This is a genomic window from Novosphingobium hassiacum (genome assembly GCF_014196055.1).
Classification (GTDB): Bacteria; Pseudomonadota; Alphaproteobacteria; order Sphingomonadales; family Sphingomonadaceae; genus Novosphingobium; species Novosphingobium hassiacum.
In genome coordinates this window covers 841022-859786 of the sequence record NZ_JACICY010000001.1, presented here as the reverse complement: position 1 = coordinate 859786, position 18765 = coordinate 841022, and the positions used below count along the sequence as shown (strand labels likewise).

The 18765-nt window shown below is 61.6% G+C and carries 13 protein-coding genes; 7 read left to right on the top strand and 6 right to left on the bottom strand.

The window, feature by feature from the left end; translation table 11 throughout:
- Window position 1 precedes the first annotated feature (1 nt).
- From GGQ88_RS04260 to GGQ88_RS04235, 6 genes are all read right to left on the bottom strand, one after another.
- Window positions 2-949: a glycoside hydrolase family 16 protein gene (locus GGQ88_RS04260; protein WP_183611821.1), complete on the bottom strand. Its 948-nt coding sequence runs from the start codon at window positions 947-949 to the stop codon at window positions 2-4.
- Window positions 946-2448: a tryptophan halogenase family protein gene (locus GGQ88_RS04255; protein WP_425490405.1), complete on the bottom strand. Its 1503-nt coding sequence runs from the start codon at window positions 2446-2448 to the stop codon at window positions 946-948. Before GGQ88_RS04255 ends, GGQ88_RS04260 begins: the two co-directional genes overlap by 4 nt.
- A gap of 14 nt (window positions 2449-2462) precedes the next feature.
- Complete coding sequence (locus GGQ88_RS04250; protein ID WP_183611820.1) at window positions 2463-3473, bottom strand: cupin-like domain-containing protein; 1011 nt, start codon at window positions 3471-3473, stop codon at window positions 2463-2465.
- Window positions 3470-4192, bottom strand: coding sequence for a SapC family protein (locus GGQ88_RS04245; protein ID WP_183611819.1), 723 nt, complete (start codon window positions 4190-4192; stop codon window positions 3470-3472). Before GGQ88_RS04245 ends, GGQ88_RS04250 begins: the two co-directional genes overlap by 4 nt.
- The gene (locus GGQ88_RS04240; RefSeq protein WP_183611818.1) at window positions 4189-5724 is read right to left on the bottom strand and encodes a tryptophan halogenase family protein; all 1536 of its coding nucleotides are present in this window, start codon (window positions 5722-5724) and stop codon (window positions 4189-4191) included. Before GGQ88_RS04240 ends, GGQ88_RS04245 begins: the two co-directional genes overlap by 4 nt.
- A gap of 118 nt (window positions 5725-5842) precedes the next feature.
- Window positions 5843-8788: a TonB-dependent receptor gene (locus tag GGQ88_RS04235; protein ID WP_246385429.1), complete on the bottom strand. Its 2946-nt coding sequence runs from the start codon at window positions 8786-8788 to the stop codon at window positions 5843-5845.
- 363 nt (window positions 8789-9151) lie between these two features.
- Between GGQ88_RS04235 and GGQ88_RS04230 the strand changes: the two genes are divergently transcribed.
- From GGQ88_RS04230 to GGQ88_RS04200, 7 genes are all read left to right on the top strand, one after another.
- A complete protein-coding gene (locus tag GGQ88_RS04230; protein WP_183611817.1) occupies window positions 9152-10387 on the top strand; it encodes an acyl-CoA dehydrogenase family protein in 1236 nt (411 codons plus the stop codon).
- A 1-nt stretch (window position 10388) separates the two neighbouring features.
- A complete protein-coding gene (locus GGQ88_RS04225; RefSeq protein WP_183611816.1) occupies window positions 10389-11843 on the top strand; it encodes an amidase family protein in 1455 nt (484 codons plus the stop codon).
- Between the two features lie 43 nt (window positions 11844-11886).
- Complete coding sequence (locus GGQ88_RS04220; RefSeq protein ID WP_183611815.1) at window positions 11887-13125, top strand: acyl-CoA dehydrogenase family protein; 1239 nt, start codon at window positions 11887-11889, stop codon at window positions 13123-13125.
- Between the two features lies 1 nt (window position 13126).
- Window positions 13127-14116 carry a phosphotransferase gene (locus tag GGQ88_RS04215; RefSeq protein WP_343057091.1) on the top strand — a complete coding sequence of 330 codons (990 nt, stop codon included), beginning with the start codon at window positions 13127-13129 and terminating at the stop codon, window positions 14114-14116.
- Between the two features lie 193 nt (window positions 14117-14309).
- The gene (locus tag GGQ88_RS04210; protein ID WP_183611813.1) at window positions 14310-16814 is read left to right on the top strand and encodes a TonB-dependent receptor; all 2505 of its coding nucleotides are present in this window, start codon (window positions 14310-14312) and stop codon (window positions 16812-16814) included.
- Between the two features lie 25 nt (window positions 16815-16839).
- Window positions 16840-18084 (top strand): aspartate aminotransferase family protein, encoded by a 1245-nt coding sequence (locus GGQ88_RS04205; RefSeq protein ID WP_183611812.1) that lies wholly within the window; start codon window positions 16840-16842, stop codon window positions 18082-18084.
- Window positions 18085-18092: 8 nt separating this feature from the next.
- Window positions 18093-18689: an FMN-dependent NADH-azoreductase gene (locus GGQ88_RS04200; RefSeq protein ID WP_183611811.1), complete on the top strand. Its 597-nt coding sequence runs from the start codon at window positions 18093-18095 to the stop codon at window positions 18687-18689.
- Window positions 18690-18765 lie beyond the last annotated feature (76 nt).

Here is an 18765-nt window from a genome sequence, read left to right as displayed (position 1 = left end):
ATCAGTCCCCACTCGTTTCGCAATGTGCAGTGCTAGCGGGATCGCCCGCGCATTGCCAGACGTGAACCCAATCGATGGCCATCTGTTTGGGAAAGCCCTCGCGCCCGACCCCGCCCTTGTTGCGGTCCTCGGCCAGACGGCCGCCCACGGCAAGGTTCAGCACCAGATGAAAGCGTTGATCGAATGGTGCGACCGGCTTGTCCGAGCCAAGCGTGGACCAGTCACCGGGCCGTTGTGTCTGAAACGGTTTGTCGTCGATGAACCAGGTGATCGCTTTTGGGCTCCATTCCACGGCGTAGTCATGAAACCCGTCAAGTGAGCCGGGCATCGCTGCGGTCATGCCTCGATGCTCATTTGCAGGCCATGTGCCTCCGAAATGCAGCGTGCCCAGAATGCCCCGTTCGAGTCCGGTCGGGCAGCCAGGGACGCCCTTCGTGCACGGTTCACCCAGGTTGACCGCTTCCATGATGTCGATCTCGCCCGAAGCGGCCCAAGCGCCATAGCGGTTGTCTTCGGGCAACATCCATATGGCGGGCCACATGCCCTGGCCTTGCGGCAAGCGCGCGCGCACTTCGATGCGGCCATAGCGCCACGCGGCCTTGCCTTGCGTCGTCAGCCGCGCCGATGTGAACGGGCGGGTCGCCGTTCCCCGCTTGTCGGGCGCGGAACGCTGATCTGCGGGAAATGCCGGACCGGTGAACGTTTCTTCCCTTGCCGTTATCACCAGCAGGCCATCCTTGACCGCGGCATTGGTGGGACGATCGGTATAGCACTGCTGCTCGGCGTTGCCGCCGCCCCAGCAATCGCTGGCCAGGGTCCAGCGCTTGGCATCAATGGTGCTGCCGTCGAACTCGTCGGACCAGACCAACGACCAGCCCGGGGCGGGTGCGGGTGGCGGAAGGGGCGTGGCCGCGGTCGCAGCCGACAAAGCGAGTAGCAAGGCGTTCATGCGACGCTTGCCTCACGCACGCCGCAGTAGTGCGATACGTAGGCGAAATGCTCGGGCATGCCGGAAACCGTTTTGGTTACATTTTCGCGAAGCGAGGCGAGCAGATAGGAAAGCTCTTCGCCACTCAGCTTGGCTGCGACCGGATGATAGCTTTGGGGGAGAATGCCTTGGCCCATCATCACCTGGACCCAGCTGTTCTCGGCAAAAAGCTCCTCGTTGCGACGGAATACGCGGCCGGTTTCACGAAACAGGTCGATCTTGTGCGAGAGGCTTTCAGGCACTTCCATCGACGCGCAGTGCCGCCAGAACGGGCTGTCGGCACGTTCGGTTGCCTTATAATGGAGGATCAGGAAATCGCGGATCTGTTCCATATCGGTAAATTGCTGATCGTTGAATTCGGCGATGTCGCGGTCGCTTGGCCGGCCGGCAGGCAGCATGCGGACAATGCGCAGCACCGCGCGCTGGATCAGGTGGATGCTGGTTGATTCCAGCGGCTCCATGAAACCGCCCGAAAGCCCGACGGCGATGCAATTGCGGTGCCACTGCTTGCGCCTTGCGCCGGTCTTGAACGACATGAAATTGGGCTGGGTCAGCGTCTCGCCTTCGATCGTGCCCAGCAGTTTCTCCAGCGCTGCTTCGCGGTCCATGTAGCGGCTGCAATAGACGATGCCGTTGCCCGCGCGGTGTTGCAGCGGGATACGCCATTGCCACCCTGCCTCGTGCGCGATTGCGCGGGTATAGGGCACCGGCGGCCGCACGCTGGCGGTCTGGATCGCGACGGCGCCATCGCAGGGCAGCCAGTGGGTCCAGTCGTCGAACCCGGCATGGAGCGCACCTTCGATCAGGAGCGCGCGAAAGCCGGTGCAATCCAGGAACAGATCGCCTTCGATGCGGCGGCCACCGTCCAGCATCAGGGCGGCAATATCGCCGTTTTGCCCATCAAGCTCGACGTGCGCGATGCGCCCCTCGACCCGGTTGCAGCCATCGCTTTCGGCCATGCGGCGCAGGAACGCTGCATAGAGGGAGGAATCGAGTTGGTAGGCGTAATTGATCCGGTCGTCGGGCAAGTGCGCGAATTTGCCTGCTTCGGCGGCTTTCAGTTCGAGGCAGTAGTCGTCGTAGGGTTCGCTATGCCCTTGCGTCTGTGCGTGCAGCCAGAAGTGCTGGAACCCGGCCGACCAGTGGTCCTTGCCCGTGCCGCCGAAGGAGTGGAAGTAGCGTGCACCCTGATCCTTCCAGTTTTCGAACATGATACCCAGCTTGAAGGTCGCTTGGGTCGCCTTCATGAACTCGGCCTCGCCGATCCCGAGCAGCCGGTTGTAGGCCACCAGCGGCGGGATCGTGCTTTCGCCGACGCCGATCGTGCCGATCGCATCGGATTCGACCAGCGTCACTTCAGCCACCGGGCCAAGCGTGCGCGCAAGGGCAGCAGCTGCCATCCAGCCCGATGTGCCGCCACCGGCAATGACGATGCGGCGGGGCAGATTTGGCATGTCCATGGTCTGTCCTTCGATCATTGGCTGAAACTGCGCAGCAGGAACGCGTGCATACGCCCGGCGCTTTGCGCGTCAAACGGCGCCAGCACACCCTGTGCAGCGTCGGGAATGTGCTCAGCGGCCTCGGCGCCGCCTGAAAAGACATAGTGTTCGAACATCGCGCGCCAGATTTCGCGCTGCTCTTCGGGCAGATCGCGGATCGCCAGAATGGCGTGGTTCAGCGCATTCTGCGGCTGGCCCAGAAAGCGTGGGCTATCGCGCCACCAGTAATTGACCAGCACGTTGAACGGCGCGCTAGCCTCGACATGGTGATACCACAGCGAGGGGATGTAGAGCGCATCTCCGGGCTCCAGATCCGCGACCAGTGCAGTTGATAGCGCCTGGGCAAAGCGGGGATAGGCGGCAAGGTCTGGCGCTGCCAGATCCACCATACTGACCGCGCGACCGGCCGGGGTATTGTCGATCGGGCCAAGATAGAGATTGCGAAACTGATCGGGCGGAAACAGCGTAAAGCGGCGCTTGCCCACTGCGCAGCAGGCCAGATTGTCGGGGAAATCGTTGTGTGCGGCAATCCGTGTCGGGGTGCCGATCCAGATGCTGGCAATTGCATCGCGCGCCGAAAGGGGTATGGGATTGGCACTGCTCAAGCCATCGAAGAACTGCTCGATGTCGATCGAGGCGAGGTACACGGTCGGGACCTCTGCACGATTTTCCGCGGCATCGAAACCAGCGAAGATCTTGTCGAGCCGGCCATGACCCATGCGGAAATTCATCTGCATGTCGGCATCGTAAAACAGGCGTCCGCCCGACTGCGGACTACCCATCGACACCGCGAAATCTCGGTCGCGGGCATGGGCCAGCAGATGTGCCCTCGCATCGCGCGCAGATCGTTGAGCGGCCTGCACCAGCGGCCAATCAGCCACCAGCCCGCGCGCCACGAACGGTCGGTCGGCGCCAGCAATTGCCGCGTCGAGCCCGGCTGCGTCCAATGCCGCCAGTTCAGCTACAGGCGGCAGGCTCTGGCTCACGCGCCCGAGATCCGCGCATTGCGGCGCGCAACCAGCCCGCCGAACTGGCTGACCGATGCCAGCGCCATGAACAGCGGCATCAGGTGCCCATCGCGGTGGAGATCGCCCAAGGCGGCACTATCGAGCGCGCGAGCCTTGTCTTCGTTGATAGCCAGAAAGCCCACAAGCGTGTGCTTGGAACCATCGATCAGCGGCACTTCGAGCGTAAATGGTTCGAGCAGGTCGTAACGCTCGATCGCTGCAAAGAACGCACCGCTTGCCCGATATGCTGCATCCAGATCGCCCAGCATCTGCGCAGCATTTTCGAGCAGTGGACTTGCCCGTCCGTCCTCGTCGAACAGGCGAACGCCTGCATTACCGGCGTGTGTCACGCGGGGATGATCGAGATCTATGTGCACTTGGCCCTGATCGTCCGCGCCTTCTGCGCGCCCGATCAGAAACGGTTGCACCGCGTGCGCAAGCGGTTTGCAAGGCGCATCCCAGTGGTCGCCTTCAAGGTAGAGATTTTCACCGTTCTCGAACCCGAACAGGGCGAGGGCCGAAACCTGACCACTGGCCAGATCGCGACGGAACACGATGGGATAACAGGCTTGTAGCGCCCTGAATTCGTGCGGTGTTGCAAGAGCGGCCATGACATTGTCACCCAGCGCGGCGGACGCGGTATCGAGCACGCGCAGATCGCGGTGCGTCACGGAATCGACGATGACATGCTGGCTCATGACTGACTTTCCAAAGCGGGTTCGGCACAGGCTTGCTGCAATAAGGTGCGGTTCGTCGGCAGGGCAGCGGCCAACGCGCGCGAACGATGCGTGACCTCGTTGAGCCGCGCCTGTGCGTCGGTGTCGTCCCCTGCAAAAGGCGGAGGTGAAAAGCCCATTCCGTAGAGCACATAGGCATGGCTCTCGGCTGGGAAAATCTCGTGGGCCTGCGGAAAGTCCCACTGCGAAGGCGGTTGATCGCGCCAGAGTGCCATCAGCGCGGCCAGACGCGGCGGCACATGTGTGGGATCGCGCTGCGCGAGCCAATAGGGCTCCGTGCGTTGGCTGGGCAAGTAGTGCAGCTTCAGAAACTCGACGATCCGGTCCCAGCGATAGCGGAACAGGGCGTTGAAACGTTCGGCATGGATCGGCAGGCTGGCGCGGCTCTTGGGGAAGTTGTCGCACAGCGCCTGCAGCGAAAGCTCGATCATGACGATGGCCGAAGCTTCGAGCGGTTCGATGAAACCGGCAGACAGTCCCACCGCCAAGCAGTTACCGCGCCAGAAATGCTCACGGTGGCCGGTCGGGAAGGCGATCTTGCGCGGGTTGAGCGCCGCCGGATCGGCGCCGGGCACGTTGCGGGCGACATAGTCGATCAGCACCTTGCGCGCCGCGTCCTCGCCCATGAAGCGCGAGGCATAGATGCAGCCGATGCCGCGCCGCATGGGAAGGCCGATATCCCAGATCCAGCCAGCGTCATGCGCCGTGGCGATCGTGGCAGAGGCGATGGCGCTGCCGGGCCGAACCGGGACCTGAACTGCCAGTGCGGTATCGTTGAACAGCGCGTCGCTGCGGTCCACCCATCCGGAGCCGCAATGCTTGCCGATGAGCATGGCAGCAAGCCCGCTGCAGTCGATGAACAGATCGCCGGGTATTGCGCCGTGATCGTCGGTGATCAGCGCGGAGAGATGACCATCGGCGGTCTTGACGACATCGATGACGCGCGTGGCAACGTGCGCAACGCCAAGCCGTCCGGTCGCGTGGGCCATCAGCAAAGCGGCAAATTTGCCTGCATCGAGATGGTAGGCATAATTGAGCGCACCGGCGTAGCCGGGCATGGCGGCCTGACGCGGACCCAGATCGCGCGCCACTACGGCAGCTTGCGCGGTCATGGCAGCGGCGTAGGACAGGGAGCTCGCTTCGTTGCGGGTCGCCCAGGCGGCGACCAGAGCATCCGTCGCGCATGGTGGTGGCGGGGTGAAAGGATGCAGGTAGCTGTCGCCAGTCTGACCGGTTACCCAGCCGTCAAAGCGTGAACCCTGCTTGTACGACGCGTCACAGCAGGCGAGGAACTCGGCCTCGTCGATACCGATGGATGCAAGCGTGCTGCGCATCGTCGGCCACGTGCCTTCGCCCACGCCGATGGTCGGAATGTCGGGTGCTTCGACGAGCGTGATCGAAAGCTCCGGGTGTCTGGCCGCCAGCATGCACGCCGAAAGCCACCCGGCGGTGCCCCCGCCCACAATGACGACACGTTGGATTTCAGCGTTCATGTTGGGTCATCATAGCGCACATCTGTCCGCTGCAATATGCGGGGATTGAAAGGAACAGGAGCCGCACTGCGATGCGGTTCGGCTCCTGTTCATGCGACCCTCAGGGTTTACCTCGCAATCAGAACTTGAAGCGCGCTCCGGCTGCATAACGAGCATAGCCGGGCGCAGCGAAGAACACGGTCTGATCGTTGCGCATGTGCCCCTTGCGATCAGCGTTCGTCACGTTGATGCCCTCGACAAATACGGTCACGCCGTTCGTGAACTCATAGCTCGCGCTGACATCGAACTGGCCATAGGCATTGGTGTAAAATGGGTCGAAACCGTAGCCACTCAGGAACGAACCGCGCCAGTTATAGGCAACACGTCCCTGCAAGCCGTTCTTGTCATAATAGAGAACGGCGTTGGCGCTATCGCTTACGCCCTGCACGGCGAACTGCGGCACGGTGTAGCGCAGCGTGTTGTCGAACTGCGTATCGCTGTTCACGATCGTGTAGTTCAGGATCGTGCCGAAGCCGGTTTCCCAGAAGTTGTGCTGGATAGCAAACTCCCAGCCAGATAGCTTGGCCTTCTGATCACTGTTGGTCGGGCGGGTGATGATGAAATTCACCAGCGGATCCGTCGATTGGCCATTGATGCCATTCAGGGCAGAATTGAACGACGAGGGGTTGCGCGCCGCAATAAAGGCCACGAGCTGCGCCGGAGTAGCATTCGCGCCGAGCGCCGCACGTGCAGCTGCGGCATCGGGACCGGCAGCAGCGTTGGTCAGCGCAAAGGCCGGGGTATTGACCTGCGTCTGGCTGATGAAGTTGCCTACATTCTTGTGGAAGTAACCGACAGAGATGTAGCTGGTCGGGCCATAGTACCATTCAGCCGACAGATCGATGTTCTTCGATTTGTAGGGCAGCAGACCCGGGTTGCCGCTGGCGCCCGTGCTGCCACCGATGCGGATGGGTGAATCAAGCGTGGTTCCGCCTTGCAAGCTGGCGTAATCTGGACGCGTGATCGTGTGGCTGTACGACGCGCGCAGCTTCACGTTGCGTATCGGCGACATGTCGAAATCGATCGCTGGCAGCCAGTTTTCATAACGGCCATTCAGCGAGGCAGCGGCTTGCGTAGTGCCATAGATGATCGCGGTCTCGTTGCCGCCGGTCCAGACCGTACCGGTAGGGATGGGAACGAGCGCGGATGAATCGATCGTCGTGCGCTCATAGCGCAAGCCAAGACGCAGGTTCGCCACGTCTTCGCCTAGATCGAACTTGTGGGCGGACTGGATGTACGGTGCCCAGGTCTTTTCGTGGACGGTGCGGTCGGCGGTATACTTGGCAAGGCAAGTTCCGGCCGTTTGCGCCGATCCGCAGATGCCCAGACGGCTGTCGAGCAGGTTGATCAGGCCGACGGTATCCACCTGGAAGTAGTTCGGGATGATCGCCGGATCGTTCGAACCGTTCAACCCTTTCAGGTCTTCTGGCAGATTGCGAATGCCGAACAGACTGTCCGGCGTATCGGCGCTGGACAGCGTGCCGCCCCAGGTGTCGTTCTGGATAACGCCGAAAGCGGAGCTAACCTTGTTGTCGGTATAAGTGACGCCGAAATCGAGGCTGTCGATGATCGAGGAGTCGAAATCATATCCGCCCCTCAGCGACACTTCGTTGATTTCATCGCGCATGTAGGCGTTGCGGAATGCGTTGCCTGCCGGACGGATATTGGCGGCGTTGATTTCGGAGCCGGGGAACATGGTCACCGAGATCACCGGAATGTCGCTGGTAAAATCGATCTTCTGCGATTGCACGCCGAAGATGGCGGCGCCCACGGCAATGCCGCTACCGTAAGGCGATGTCGGCTTGCTTTCGGCAGTGGAGTGATGTCCGTCCAGTTCGAGACGCAACCCACCCGGGCCATCCCACTTCACATTCCCGCCGATGGAATTGTTTTCCGAACGGTTTGCGGCCACCGCGCCGGTGATCGCAAGATCCTTGCCGGGGCCGAAGCGTTCAGCATAGAAATTCGGGCCAGCCGCCGGTCCGTCGGTCCAACTGCTGCTGGTATCGCCGTGATTGAACCAGACGCCGATGCTGTTGGTGCGCGCGTCGATCTTGTTCGATGAATAAGTGTAGTCCACCGTCGCGACGAGCGTGTCGGTCGGCTTGAACTGCAATACGGCCTGGCCGTTGATGCGCTCACGCTTGAACGAGGTGAAATCGTACCCGGCGTTCTGGGTCACCTGATAGGTGTCGGTCGGGCCGGGACGGTTGGTGATGTTGGCAAAGCCCGGGCTTCCCTCCATCGCGAGCGAACCCCAGTTGTTTTCATTGCCCAGATAGCCTTCGCGCCAGCCGGCATTGAACTGCGCCTGACTGCCTTTGCGCAACTGGTACGAACCGCTGAGCAGGATGCCGATGCGTCCATCGGCAAAAGTGTCGCTGACGATGCCCGAAACTTCCGGCGTGATCGGTTTGCTGTCGAAGCGCGAGGTATCGTAAACGGCCTTGGCGCCGATGCTTCCCTGAAAACCGCTGCGATCGAGCGGACGTGCGGTCTTGATATTGATGACCGAGCCGATGCCGCCCGATGCCAGAGTTGCCCGTCCCGACTTGTAGACTTCGACGCCGGAAATGCCTTCCGATGCCAGGTTGCCGAAATCGAAGCTGCGCGAAGCAGGCGCACCGCTGCTGCCGCCAAGCGATGAAGTTGGCATCTGGCGTCCGTTGAGGACCACCAGATTGAAATCGGGACCGAACCCGCGAACGGTGACGGTCGAACCTTCGCCGCTATTACGATCGATCGAGACGCCGGTGATGCGCTGAAGCGATTCAGCAAGGTTTGTATCGGGGAATTTGCCGATATCTTCTGCCGAGATAGCGTCGACGACTCCTTGGCCGGCACGCTTGATATCAAGCGATTGCTTGAGGCTGGCGCGTATGCCGGTGACGACGATTGCGTCGCCATCGTCGGCGGGAGCTTCCTCGACCGTTTGCGCGAAAACTGGCTGAGCGCTGGCCAGCATTGCTAGTGCTGAAACGCTGGCGGCGCTGATAAAGCGCACGCGCGCTGTAAAAGCCTTCATCGATCACTCCCCTGCTGCGAGCCGACTCAAGCCGACGCATTGATAACGTTCATTTGAATGATAACGTTCACTTCGTCAAGTGGGTGAGTTCTTTTGATCGCAGTATCGATGCTCAGTCGGGACGTTCTGACAGGAAATTAGAACAGCTCGAGCACAGTGGGACGCCTTTGCGATACGGCATCGGCTCTGTTCATAGACGGCCTTTACCCCCGCGCAGGTTGCTGATCGCACCGTAAGGCGATTTGGTCCGGGTCATGACCGCACGCTGACATGCCCGCTTGACCGAAGTTAGTTATCACTGATAACACATGATTCGTTACCAGTGATAACGCGCCGCTAACGCGCGCTGGCGGGAGAAATTTTATGGCGTCCGTTGTCCCCTCCCCAGATCGTCAGGCCGCGCCTCTGCAGGCCGCCTTTGCTTCCCTTACCCCGCAGGCCCTGCTCGAACAGGCCCGCGCGCTGCGTCCTCGCCTGCGCGCAATGGAGGCCGAGGCCGAGCGCCAGGGCCGTCTTCCGCAGGACCTGCTGGAGGAACTGGATGACGCGGGCTTTTTTCGCATCGTGCAGCCGCGCAACTTCGGTGGTCTCGAATTCGATGTGCCCACCTTTTACAAGGTGATGATGGAGCTGGCGCGCGGCAGCACCGATGTTGGCTGGGTTATGGCGCTGGTTTCGGGGCAGCCAATGGTTCTCGCGCGCTTCCCGGAGATGGCGCAGGCAGAAGCCTATGGCACCACCGGCGAGTTTCGCGCCTCCGGCTCGTTCGCGCCTCCGGGCAGGGCCGTGCCGGTCGAAGGCGGTTATCGAATTACCGCTGCTTGGCAGAACGGGTCAGGTTGCGACATTTCGACCCACTTCATGCCACTGGTCATGATCGACACGGCAGAGGGACCACAACCGGCGCAGATCCTGATCGACCGCAGGGATTTCGAGATCGTCGACGACTGGAACGTGATCGGTATGCGCGGCACCGGATCGAAGCGGGTTGTCGTCAACGATCTCTTCGTGCCCGAACACCGCGTGATGCGTTGCCACGGAATGATGCGCGGGGCCGAACCGCTCGATCTCGGTTGCACCACCAATGACAACCCGATGTATTCGGCATCGATCTCGCCGTTCCTGATCAGTCAGACGGCTTGTGTGGCCGTAGGCACGGCAAGGGCTGCGCTTGATCACTACGAGGACATCCTGCGCACCAAAAAGTCCGCCTATCCGCCCTATCAGGAAAAGGGCAGCGACCCGATCCACCAGCGCAACTACGGCACGGCTTTCCGCCTTGTATCCACGGCAGAGGCTGCTCTGGTCCAGGCCGGGCACGAATTCATGGAATACGCGCGCGAATGGAAGACGCGCGGCGTGCCGTTCGATCAGATGCGTGCATTGCGTCTCCGCTCCATCGCGGTGCAGTCGGTCCAACTGGGCTGGGAAGCATTCCAGATCGTGTTCCATGCAGGCGGCACGTCCACCGCAGCGCGCGAAGGCCATCCGTTGACGCGGATCTTGCGCAACTTCAACGTCCTGCGCACCCACGCCGTGCTCCAGCTTGAAGATGCCGCCCACGCTGTCGGTCGCACGGCATTCGCGGTGGCATCCTGATATGGCCGACGTTCTGGACACAGGTCTGGGCCTCGCCAGCGCAACCGACCTCGTTGCCTTGCTGCATCGGCGCGAGATCGGGGCCGAGGAACTGCTCGATCTTCACCTCGCCCGGGTGGAACAGCACAACGCGTCCATAAACGCCGTCGTCGCGCTCGATCTGGATCGTGCCCGCGCCACAGCCCGCCGCATCGATGCGAAGGGCGCAGGCGAATATCGTGGCCTGCTCTGCGGCCTTCCCATGACCGTCAAAGAAACCTGGGGCGTCCAGGGCCTGCGTACCACGGTCGGCCTGCCATTCCTCGCAGATAACATCGCGAGCGAGGATTCCAAGCCAGTCGCCCGCTTGCGTGCCGAAGGTGCCGTGATCTTCGGCAAGTCCAATGTGCCGATTGGCGGGGCGGACCATCAGACTGCCAACCCGATTTACGGCCTCACCCGTAACCCGTGGGATCTCTCACGTACGGTCGGGGGATCGTCGGGAGGGGCAGCGGCGGCGCTGGCCATCGGGCTCACCCCGCTCGAACTCGGCAGCGATATTGGCGGCTCGATCCGAATCCCCGCGCACATGTGTGGATTGTTCGGCCACAAGGGCAGCTTCGGGCTGATCCCCACGCTCGGCCATGTCCCGCCGATGCCGGACGTGAAGGTGGAGCCCGAACTCTCGGTGGCCGGCCCGATGGCCCGCACCGCAGCAGACCTCGAACTCGGCCTAGATGCGCTGACCCGCGCCGGTCCACAGGTTCGGGCGAGCCGTCACGAACGGCTGTCCGATTTTCGCATCGCCCTGTGGACGGGCGACCTGCCCTATGCCGCCAGTGCCGAAACGAAAGCGGCGATCGATGATCTGGCGAAGGCGCTATCGGCCAGAGGCCTCACGGTTTCGACCACCGCGCGTCCCGATTTCGATCCGATGATGTCGCTGGAAAACTACATCAGGAGCCTGTTTTCCATCGTGTTGGGCGGCCAGCCCTTCCGTGTCGACGAGCCGGAACGGGCAACTCTGGGCCACGATGCGCTGTGGTACGCCGATGTGCTAGAGCAATGCGCAAACGGCAGCGGCCCGTCATGGCAGGCGCTCCGCGATGAGCGTTCGGCGCTCAAGGCGGCATGGGCGAGCTTCTTCTGCTCGTGGGACGCGATCGTCTGCCCGGTCTTCCCGACGACCGCTTTCGAACACGACCTGTCGGGCGAAGGTATCGGGGGGCAGTTGCACCGGCGCAGGCAGGTTGACGGGCAGAGCCATGTCTATCTGTCGCAATTGTCCTGGCCGAGCTTGGCGACCGTTGCAGATCTGCCAGCCACGGTCGTGCCTGTGCCCCGCAGGGCTGGAGAGCTTCCGCTGGGCTTGCAACTGATCGGCCCGTTCATGGAAGATCGCACCCTGGTGCGCCTTGCCGGGCTGCTCGAAGGTGAGCTTGGCTACCGCTTTCGCGCTCCACCGCCGCAGGTTTGAGCAGCGCCAGGCGCCTGAAATTCTATCACGAAGGACTTTACCCATGGCCAGTCTTGCAGCCGATGGCAGTTTGAGGATTCAGCCTCTCCCGCAGCCCGAACCGGATCTGACGCAAAAGCGTCTGCTGGAGCGCGCCCGTGCCCTGCGCCCGCTACTGCGCGCATCACAGGGTGAATGTGAAAGCAATGGCCGAGTGCCGCAGGCGGTGGTGGACGCCCTGATCAAAGGGGGCTTCTTCCGCATCGTGCAGCCCCGCGTATTTGGCGGCTATGAATTCGATATTGCGACGTTTTACCGCGTCATTATGGAGATCGCACGTGGTTGCAGCGAAACCGGCTGGGTGACCTCGCTGGTGGGCGGTCATCCGCTGCTTCTGTCACGTTACCCTGCAGAAACGCAGGCGGAAATCTATGGAGCGGATGGCGATGTTCGCTGCCCCGGCGCGCTTACACCGCTAGGGACGGCCAGCCGCGTGCAGGGCGGCTATCGCATCACGCACAGCTGGGTCTCGGCTTCAGGGTGCGACCTCGGCACGCATTTCATGGGGCTGGCTCGGATCGATGCGGACGATGGCGGTACGCTGGTCCAACTCCTTGTCGACATTGGCGATTGTTCGATCGAGGACGATTGGTTCGTGATGGGAATGCGCGGTACGGGATCGAAGCGGGTGACCGTAACGGACCTCTTCGTGCCCGATCACCGCGTGCTGGTGGTAAGCGGCATGGCGCGCGGTGCTGAACCACTTGATGCGGATGTCCCGCTGCATGAAAATTCCATGTATTCAGGGCTAATCGGCCCCTTCCTTATCGGCGAGACTGCTGCCGTTGCGGTAGGTGCGGCGCGCGGCGCGCTCGATATCTACGAAGAGCTGCTGCTTACCAAGAAGTCCATGGCCCCACCCTTCCGCGAAAGGTGCCACGATCCGGTGGCCCAGCAGTACTACGGCGAGGCGCTGTCGCTGGTTCTGACGGCCGAGGCGGCCATGGTGAAATCGGGCGAGGACTACATGGCCTTTGCTCAAGCTGCGAAGCATGAAGGCACGCCTTTCGATACTGCGAAAGGCCTGCAACTGACGATGATCGCGCAACGTTGCGTCGAGCTTTCGTGGCAGGCGATAGATCTGATCTATCGCACGGCCGGCACCACGGCTTCGGCCAAGCAGGGAATGCCGATCGGCCGTATCCTGCGCAACATTGCAGTCCTGCGCACCCACCCGGTGCTCCAGCGCGAGAATACCGCGATCCAGTTAGCCAAGTTGAAGCTGCTCGATCGGGTTGCCTGAAGTGCAGGTCTTTGGCCTTGAAGGTGCCGCCCGGATTCTGGCGCGGCACTACGGCCTTTCTGGCACGCTCACCGCCCTGACGGCAGAGCGTGACGAGAACTTCCGGGTCCAGACCAGACAAGGCCAGTTCGTACTCAAGGTCTTCGCACCCGACACGCCCGCCGACGAAGCAGACATGCTTTGCGCGGTTCTGAACCATCTGGAGGAACACGCCCCGGATCTCCCCGTGCCGCGCCTGGCCTTGCCTGTGGAAGCTGGAACATTTGTCAGGTTGTCAGGCGTCGGACATTCGGGAGAGGGCACTGGCGAGCGGCTTGCAGTGCTTTACAGCTTCCTGCCCGGCACGCCGCTGATGGACGTGGGGCGCAGCACGGTTCAGGCACAAGCCTGTGGGGTGCTGGCTGCACGGCTGGGCTTGGCCCTGCGTGATTTTACCCATCCTGCCATGCATCGACGGCTGATCTGGGATTTGCGCCGCGTCTCGGACCTTGCTCCAATCGTTGCCTCTCTGCGCGAGGTGCCCTTCGCGGATTTCGTGGTGCCTTTCATCGCGCGTTTCGCCGATGACATTGCGCCGACCCTTGACGCCTTGCCACGCCAATTCATTCACAATGATCTCAACGCCCGAAATGTTATCGTTGCTAGCAAAAATACCGATAGAATTGCCGGGATCATTGATTTTGGCGACTCAATTCATACCGCGCGGGTGTGTGATCTTGCCATTGGTATGGTCGGTCAGATGGCCGGGCCGTCAACCGCACAAGCGATGATGCAGGCTTTTCTGGGGGGAGGTGAGCGCATCGTCCAACTGTCTCTCGACGAGCGAGAAATCCTGCCTCACCTTGTCGCCGCTCGCATTGTACAGAATGTAGTGATGACCGCACATCACCGCGCTAGAATCTCAAAATCACGGCACTTTTTAGGTTTCAACGAAAACTATTTCGGCTGGCGAGTAGCCTTCGTGCAGGAGCTTGTCCGGTCTGCTGCCTGAGGCGCAACCGCGCGTTTGACCTTGGCAAAGATAGCTGTTGGCCGAATCCTACGAAGCGCTACGAATTTTGTCCTTTTCTCGAAACAATAGTGCTGATACCAATGCTAACATATTTCGGATCGTAACAATCAAAAATGATGGATCCAAAGGCGCAGGAACGAGAACGGCTTCTTTTAGAAGAGGGGGGAAACATATGAGATCACAGCACCCAGTTGCACGTCGTCAATCGGTAGCTCTGCGCTTTGGCGTATCGGCCATTGGTCTTGTCACGGCCATCACGTCTGCCAGCGCTCTGGCGCAGGACGCCAGCACCACCGCCGCAACCGCAAGCGGCAAGACGGCCGAAATCGTGGTCACGGCAACGCTGCGCAACGAACGTCTGCAGGACACTCCGATCGCCATAACGGCTGTAACCGGCGACATGCTGCAGGCGCGAAACCAGACAAGCGTCTATGAAATTGCGCGTCAGGCCCCCAGCGTGACGCTCGCTCCGCAAGGTCAGGCTTTCGGTTCGACCATGCTGGCGTTCATCCGTGGCGTAGGCCAGTCGGACTTCATTCCCGCACTGGAACCGGGCGTGGGCATCTATGTTGATGACGTATATTACTCGACGCTCACCGGATCGCTCGTCGAACTCCTTGATCTTGATCGCGTCGAAGTGCTGCGCGGGCCACAAGGTACGCTGGCCGGACGCAATTCGATCGGCGGCGCGGTGAAGATGTTCTCGAAGGCGCCCAACGGCGACAATTCGGGGATGGTTTCGGTTACCGGCGGTTCCTACAAACGCTTCGATGCACGGGCCATGGCCGATTTCACGATTGCGCCCGACAAGCTTTTCGCCCGCGTTTCCGCAGTGTCGCGCAGCCGTGAAGGTTTCGTCAAGCGGATGGATTATGCCTGCACTCATCCAGCTTCGGGCGTTTCGGCAGCACCGAACCTGGGCGATGGGTGCCAGCTTGGTACGCTGGGCGGCCAGTCGCTGGCCGCTGGCCGCATCTATCTGCGTTGGGTTCCGGCGAGCAATCTCGAAGTCAGCCTGATCGGCGATCTGACGCGCGATCGTTCGGAAGCGGGCGCCGATGTCCTGCGCTTTGCCAACAACCCGCGCCTAACGATCGACGACGGCAACCCCGCAACGCCGCCTGTGCCGTTCGATTGCCGCTTCGTGCCCTATGGGCCCAATTCGTGCGATACGGCGGGGCGCAACCGCTACTGGACCTATTCGACCTTTACCGACACGCGTCAGCCCACCGGGCAGGACCCCTATACCCCGTTCAGCATCCCGATCGTGTCGTATCTGGACAGCTATGGCATCTCGGGCAACGTGAAGTGGGATGTTTCGGACAACCTGCAGGTCCGCTCGATCACGGCATACCGCGATTACACGGCCACCTTTGCCGAAGACGCCGATGGCAGCCCGATCATGAACCAGCTGGCGCTGCAGAAGCTGAAGAACTGGCAGTTCAGCCAGGAGTTCCGCGCCAACGCAAAGCTGATGGACGACAAGCTGAACCTGACCGCGGGCGCCTTCCACTTCCGGGGCACCGCCACTTTCGCCGCCCGTTTGGCGCTCACTTACGTTGGCCTCAACTTCAATCAGGGGCCTGAGGACAGCACCAGCAAATCGACCGCGCTGTTCCTCAATGGCGATTACAAACTTACGGACGCCCTGCGCCTTTCGGGCGGCATCCGCCACACATGGGATCGCAAGACGCAGGAATACTTCCGCTCCAACCCCGATGGTACGGTCCCCAGCACACCCTGCCTTCCCGGCCGGGCGCCGTTCGATCCGGCCAATGCGCCCAACTGCGCGCTGCTGGGCCTCAACGGGCTGACCGATGGGTATGAAGGCAAGCGCGTCGATTGGCGCGTTGCGCTGGACTATCGCTTCTCGGATGAAGTGCTGGTCTACGGTCAGGTTTCGACCGGTTATCGCGCTGGCGGCGTCAACCCGCGCCCGTTTTTCGCGCCGGGCACGGTCCTGCCGGTTGCCAATGGGCAGATCGATCCATTCAATGGCGTGCCGTTCGATGTGGGCCAGCTCAAGTCGTTCAAGCCGGAAACGATCACGTCCTATGAAATCGGGTTCAAGACCGATCTGTTCGATCGGCGCGTGCGCCTCAACGTTGCGGGATTCATAAACGACTACAAGGACATAATCCTCAACGTACTGGCCTGCCCGATTGCCCCGTGCTTCCAGCCCAACAACGCCGGCACGGCCAAGGTCAAGGGCCTCGAAGCGGAACTGTCGGTCTATCCGACCGATCGGCTCTCGCTCGATCTTTCGGGTAGCTACCTCGATTTCCAATACAAACGCACTGATCCCGCAACATTCATCGCGCTGAACATGGTCACGCCGTTCACGCCGAAGTGGAAGGGCGCAGCCGGTATCCAGTACGACATTCTCGATGGCGACGCCGGGTTGCTGACGCTTCGCGCCGACGGATCATACCAGAGCCATGTCTTCACCGAAGCGCTCAATGGGCCGACCAACCGGATCGAGGGCTACTTCATCGCCACGACCCGGCTTGCGTGGAAATCGAAGGATCGCAACTGGGGGCTGGCGCTGGAAGTGACCAACCTTGGCAACCGCTACTATGAGAACACGCGCTTCGATCAGGCACAGCAATCGGGGCTGACGTCGGTATCACCGGGGGCGCCACGCCAGTGGGCGCTGACCCTCACGCGCAACTTCTGATTGGCTGCAAGGGCGGGGCAGGCAGATGAATCCGGAAACAACCGAACTGCTTGCCCGGCGCGAGCGCGTACTCTCGCCAAGTTACCGGCTGTTCTACGAGCAGCCGATCCATGCGGTGCGTGCGCAAGGCTGCTGGATCGAAGATGCCGACGGCCAGCGCTACCTGGACGCCTATAACAACGTGCCGGTGGCCGGGCACTGCCACCCGCGCATCTTGGCAGCGATGGCGCAACAGGGCGGTGTGCTGAACACGCACACCCGCTATCTGACTGAGCTGCCGGTCCTGCTGGCAGAGCGCCTGCTGGCCACGCTGCCCGAACCGCTTGGAAAGGTGGTCCTCACGAATTCGGGCAGTGAGGCCAATGATCTGGCAATCCGCATCAGCCGCTTGATGACGGGGCAACGCGGGGTGATCGTCACCGATTGTGCCTATCACGGAACATCCGATCTGCTGCAGGGTATGTCGCCGGTCACCGGGCTGCCACTGGGGCCGGACGTCTATGCAATTCAGATGCCGCTTGTGCCGGTTGGGCCTGAGCAGTTCGCGGCACTGGTGTCCGGGGCCATCGAGAGGATGGAAGCCGACGGCGTGATGCCCGCGGCCCTGATCGTCGATACGATCTTCGGCAGCGATGGTGTGATCGCCGATCCGGCGGGCTTTCTTGCTGGCGGGGTGCAAGCCATCCGCAAGGCAGGCGGCCTGTTCATTGCCGATGAAGTGCAGCCGGGCTTTGGCCGGACCGGTGCCGGCATGTGGGGTTTCACGCGGCATGGCGTGGTCCCCGATATGGTGACCACGGGCAAGCCGATGGGCAATGGCCAGCCTGTCGCCGCGCTGATCATGCGCGATACGCTGGCTACCGAATTTTCAAAGATACAGCGTTATTTCAACACGTTCGGCGGAAGCTCCGTGTCCTGCGCGGCGGCTCTCGCCACGCTTGACGTGATCGACGACGAAGGCTTGATCGACAATGCTGCGCGTATGGGGAAGCGCCTGATGGCCGGGCTCTCGCCGCTGATTGCCGCATCGCCCTTGCTTACGGACTTGCGTGGCGCGGGCCTGTTTATCGGGGTGCAGACCGTTTCCGGCGAGATTGCGGCCGCGATCGTCAATGCGTTGCGCCGCGGTGGCGTGTTGATTGGCGCTGCGGGCCGCGGCAATGCAGCGCTCAAGATCCGGCCACCGCTTGCGATCAGCGAAAGTGAAACCGGCCAACTGCTCGAAGCGTTTGCGCGGGCAGTCAATGAAGTTCAGCGTTCCAACAAGTGAGGAAATTCATGAAGATCTTGCATATCGACAGTTCAACGACTGGTCAGGATTCAGTAACCCGCGAGCTTACTGCGGCTATCGTTTCGCATCTGGTGGCAAAGACATCGGGCGCGGAAGTTGAGCGCCTTGATCTGGGGGCAAATCCCGTTGCTCACCTCGACGAGGTGACGACGGGGGCTCTGCGCCTGCCACCGGAAGCGCAGAGCGATGCGATGAAGGCCGCTGCGCCTGCCGAGCTCGCCGTTTTACAGCAGTTCATGGGCGCGGACGTGGCGGTAATTGGCGCTCCGATGTACAATTTCACTGTCCCGTCGCAGTTGAAGGCCTGGCTCGACCGTCTTGGCGTGCCTGGCGTGTCGTTCACTTATTCCGAAGCAGGACCGAAGGGCCTTGCCGGGAACACCCGCGTGATCATCGCTTCCTCGCAAGGCGGCATGTATGAAGCAGGCGATCCGGCTGAGCATCAGGAAAGCCTGCTGCGAGTATTTTTCGGCTTCCTCGGCGTGACTGACCTGACGATCGTCCGGGCTGACAAAATCGGCTTCGGACCTGAGATGCGCGCAGCCTCGGTTGCGGCTGCAAAGGATGCGATTGCCGCGCTGTGATCATTGCGGGGAAGGGTGCGTTTGCATCCTTCCCCGTCTGGTTTTCGGATAAGGGCGCAATACCACATTACTTGCG